We start from the raw sequence: 434 nt of genomic DNA, 5'->3' as shown, positions 1-434 counted from the left end.
CTCGATTTCTCAAGGTAATCAGGTTTTGTTGGACAGCATAGTCTTCAATATCTGCGATGCTCTGCTCAGACAGGCGCAACGTCAAATACGCCGCTTCGTCATCTTCTTCTGTCTCGCGCATGAATTCGCGATACTCTCTGGCAGCTAGCGCTTCTGCCTTGTCACGCTCCTCAGCCTGACGAAACTTAATTTTTATTGCGTCCAGGCCATCTAAACCAAACGCTCGGTATCGGATACGCTCTTCGCGAAGGACTGATTTAATTTCGCTCTCATAGACCGACAAGCGCTGACTTAGCGCTTTTTCCATATCTACTTCTAAAAGGAAGTGAACACCACCGCGTAAATCTAGACCAAGCTTCATTGGCCCCGCATTAATTGCCCTCAGCCAATCTGGCGTCGTCGGAGCCATATTCAGCGCCGCGATATACTCATCC

The 434-nt window shown here is 49.1% G+C and carries 1 pseudogene; it reads right to left on the bottom strand.

What is annotated here, in order from left to right:
• Positions 1-434 (bottom strand): annotated as a pseudogene (gene secD / locus A3750_RS16435) (protein translocase subunit SecD); the annotation flags it as partial.

The organism is Oleiphilus sp. HI0079 (genome assembly GCF_001635105.1).
This window is presented reverse-complemented; position numbering and strand designations above follow the sequence as displayed.